The sequence below is a fragment of the Aquabacterium sp. genome, from assembly GCF_035476535.1.
GTDB lineage: Bacteria > Pseudomonadota > Gammaproteobacteria > Burkholderiales > Burkholderiaceae_C > Pseudaquabacterium.
In genome coordinates, this window is sequence record NZ_DATILJ010000293.1 from 1 (window position 1) to 3,051 (window position 3,051).

The 3,051-nt window shown below is 68.1% G+C and carries 4 protein-coding genes; 3 read left to right on the plus strand and 1 reads right to left on the minus strand.

What is annotated here, in order from left to right:
* On the minus strand, window positions 1–966 hold the full coding sequence (locus VLK61_RS28465; RefSeq protein ID WP_325426432.1) for an AraC family transcriptional regulator: 966 nt from the start codon (window positions 964–966) through the stop codon (window positions 1–3).
* 138 nt (window positions 967–1,104) lie between these two features.
* Here VLK61_RS28465 and VLK61_RS28470 point away from each other — a divergent pair, with 138 nt between their 5' ends.
* From VLK61_RS28470 to VLK61_RS28480, 3 genes are all read left to right on the plus strand, one after another.
* Entirely contained in the window at window positions 1,105–1,473 is a 369-nt protein-coding gene (locus VLK61_RS28470) for a DsrE family protein (RefSeq protein ID WP_325426434.1), read from the plus strand.
* Between the two features lie 26 nt (window positions 1,474–1,499).
* Complete coding sequence (locus VLK61_RS28475) at window positions 1,500–1,985, plus strand: DUF3455 domain-containing protein (protein ID WP_325426436.1); 486 nt, start codon at window positions 1,500–1,502, stop codon at window positions 1,983–1,985.
* Window positions 1,982–3,051 (plus strand): vanadium-dependent haloperoxidase (locus VLK61_RS28480; RefSeq protein ID WP_325426438.1); only part of this gene is annotated, 1,070 nt, incomplete at its 3' end. The genes VLK61_RS28475 and VLK61_RS28480, both read left to right, overlap by 4 nt.

Sequence of the window (3,051 nt, forward strand, 5' to 3'; positions counted from 1 at the left end):
TCACGCGTTGTGCTGCGCTCGCGCCTGCGCGCGCCAGCGAGCCGGCGGGACGCCGTGCAGGCGGCTGAACGCGCGGCTGAAGGCTGCCTCGGTGTCGTAGCCGGCCTCCTCGGCGATGTGGCTGATCGGCCTGGGGGTGTCGGCCAGCGCATTGCTGGCCAGGAACAGCCGCCACTCGCGCAGGTAGCGCATCGGCGACTTGCCGATGATCGAACCGAACCTGTCTGCGAGCACGGAGCGCGAGGTCGCGCTGGTCCTGGCGAGCGAGGCGACGGTCCAGTTCTCCTTGGGCGATTCATGCATCGAACCCAGAGCGCGCGCAACGATCGGGTCGGTCATGCCGGCGAGCAGCCCTCGTGCAGCCCCCTGCCTCGCCACGATCTCACTTCTGAGCAGTTCGATCAGAATGATTTCCGTCAGGCGCTCGACGACCGAAGTGCCTCCAGGGCTGCGCGCGTCGGCTTCGGCGATCAACTCCTGCACGGCGCTGCGCACCAAGGTGCTGGTGTTTGGGGCGCTGGACTTGATCTGGATCACGACCGGCAGCGCCTCGCGCAAAGGCCGGAAGTTCATCGCCTCCAGCGAAACGTACCCGCACAGCAAACGTGTCGATACATGCCCGGTGCCGTAGCGCAGGACCGGCACGTCTGCCCACGGCCGGGGCGGCAGGTCGTCGACCGGGCAGATCAGCGGACCAGCCTCTCCCAGGCCGAGGGCGTGACCGGTCGCGAACGGAAATGCGACGACATCGCCTTCTTCCAGGTCGAGTGCGCGTCCTTCCAGGCGGACCCAACACTTTCCGTTGGCGACGACATGGAACGGAATCGCAGGGATTGCGGCCTGGGCCATCTTCCCCAGCCGCGGTGTGCCATCGGTCTGCCAAGACCCGGCCGCATGTACACAGAACTGCAGCGAACCTGCGATCCGAACCGGTTTCAGTAGCGTCGAGAGGACATCCGCACCCATGTCACCTCCTTGTAGTCCGGACGCAGGTCGCCGCAGGCCCGCGGTGTTTTGGTCAAGTTAATCGGCGTTGCGATCATAGCTTGCGAGCGTCGCCACTTCTACAGTACCGATCTTCCTCAACCCCAACGGAGATCTGAAATGAACACGCAAAATCGCGAACTGGTGGTGCTGATTACGCACGGCATCGACCATGAGTTGTCATCGGTCGGGATGGTCATCGCACTCGGCGGGATCACCGCCGGCCTGAAGGTCGCCATCTTCCTCACCAGCAGCGGTGTCGACCTTGTACGACGAGGCGCCACCGATACCACCCAGGTCAAGCCGCTCGAACCGCTGGCGGACATGCTGAGGGACTTCCAGGCCAGGGGCGGCGCGCTTTGGGCATGCCCGCCGTGCGTGAAGAGCCGGGGCTACACCCAGGAGTCCTTGATCGATGGCGTCGTCATCACCGGCGCCGGCGTCATGCACGAGGCGATCAAGCGCGGCGCAGCGACGCTCAGCTTCTAGTCGCTGCTGCCAGCAAAGGATCCACGATGAAACTCTCTACCCTGCTGCTCTTCGCAGCACTGCCGCTGGCTGCGGCCGCCTCGCCAGACGCCTTGCCCACCGCGCCGCCGGCAGACGCGCGCCTGGCGCTTACGCTGGCCGCACGCGGCGTACAAATCTATGAATGCCGCGAGCAAGCCTGGGCCTTGGTTGCACCCGAGGCCGTGCTGCACGACGTGCAAGGCCGCGTGGTCGGCTCGCACGGCGCTGGCCCCACCTGGCAGCTCACCGACGGCAGCCGCGTCGGTGGCAGCGTGCAGGCACTCTTCGAAGCGCCGGGCGGCCGCGAAATCCCATGGCTGCTGCTCACCGCGCAGGCTGAGCCTTCAGCGCCGGGCTCGCTGGCCGGCATCAGCTACATCCAGCGCCTCAACACGTGGGGCGGTCTTGCACCGGCCGGTGCCTGCGTGAATCAGCAATCGGTGCGCGCGGCCTACACGGCCGACTACCTCTTCTTCCGGAGCCAACCATGAAACTGAACCGACTTCCCACCCTGCTCGCCGCTGCCGCGGTGATCGCCTCGCCGATCGCCCGCGCCGACGCCATCACCGACTGGAACCAGACCTCCGGCGCGATCATCACCGAAGCCAAGATCGGCACGCCGCCGGCGATCCGCATCATGGCCGTGGTGCAGACCGCGGCACGCGACGCGGTCGAGGCTGCGCAGCGACGCGACGCTTCGGCCGAGGCCGCCATCGCCGCCGCCCACCGTGTCAGCTTCGTCAGGCAGCTGCCGGCGCTGCAGGCCAGGATAGACGCCGCCTACCAAGCCGCGCTGGCCTTGGTCGCAGACGGCCCGGCCAAGTCGGCCGGCATCGCCGCCGGCGAGGCGGCCGCCAACGCCGTGCTGGCCGCACGCGCCGACGATGTGATCGCGGCCGAGGCCTACCGTCCGCACGCGAGCGCCGGCGCCTACGTGCCGACCGCGGCGGCGGCGGTGCCGCAGTGGTCGCAGCGCAAGCCCTGGCTGCTGGCAAGCGCAGCGCAGGTCCGTCCGGCTGCGCCGCCGTCGCTGGCCAGCGACGCCTGGGCGCGCGACTTCAACGAGGTCAAGAACTTCGGAGGCCGCAACAGCACGCGCCGCAGCGCCGAGCAAACCGAGGCTGCGCGCTTCTGGGACTATTCGCTGCCGGCGATCTACCACGGCGTCGTGCGCTCGGTGGCGCTGGCGCCGAACCGTGACCTGGCGGCCAATGCGCGCCTGTTCGCGACCGTCGCGCAGGCGACAGACGACGCGATGATCGCTGTCTTCGACGCCAAGTACCACTACAACCTCTGGCGCCCGGTCACCGCCATCCGAAACGCTGACCAGGACGGCAACGACGCGACGCAGCGCGAAGCCAACTGGGTCTCACTGATCGACGCGCCGATGCACCCCGAGTACCCGAGCGGACACAGCATCCTTGCCAGCACGGTGGCCACGGTGCTCAGGGCCGAGGCGAAGGGCGGTGCACTGCCGGTGCTTTCGACCTCGAGCCCGACGGCCAAAGGTGCGACAAGGCGCTGGGCGTCACTCGACGAATTCGTGCGCGAGGTGTC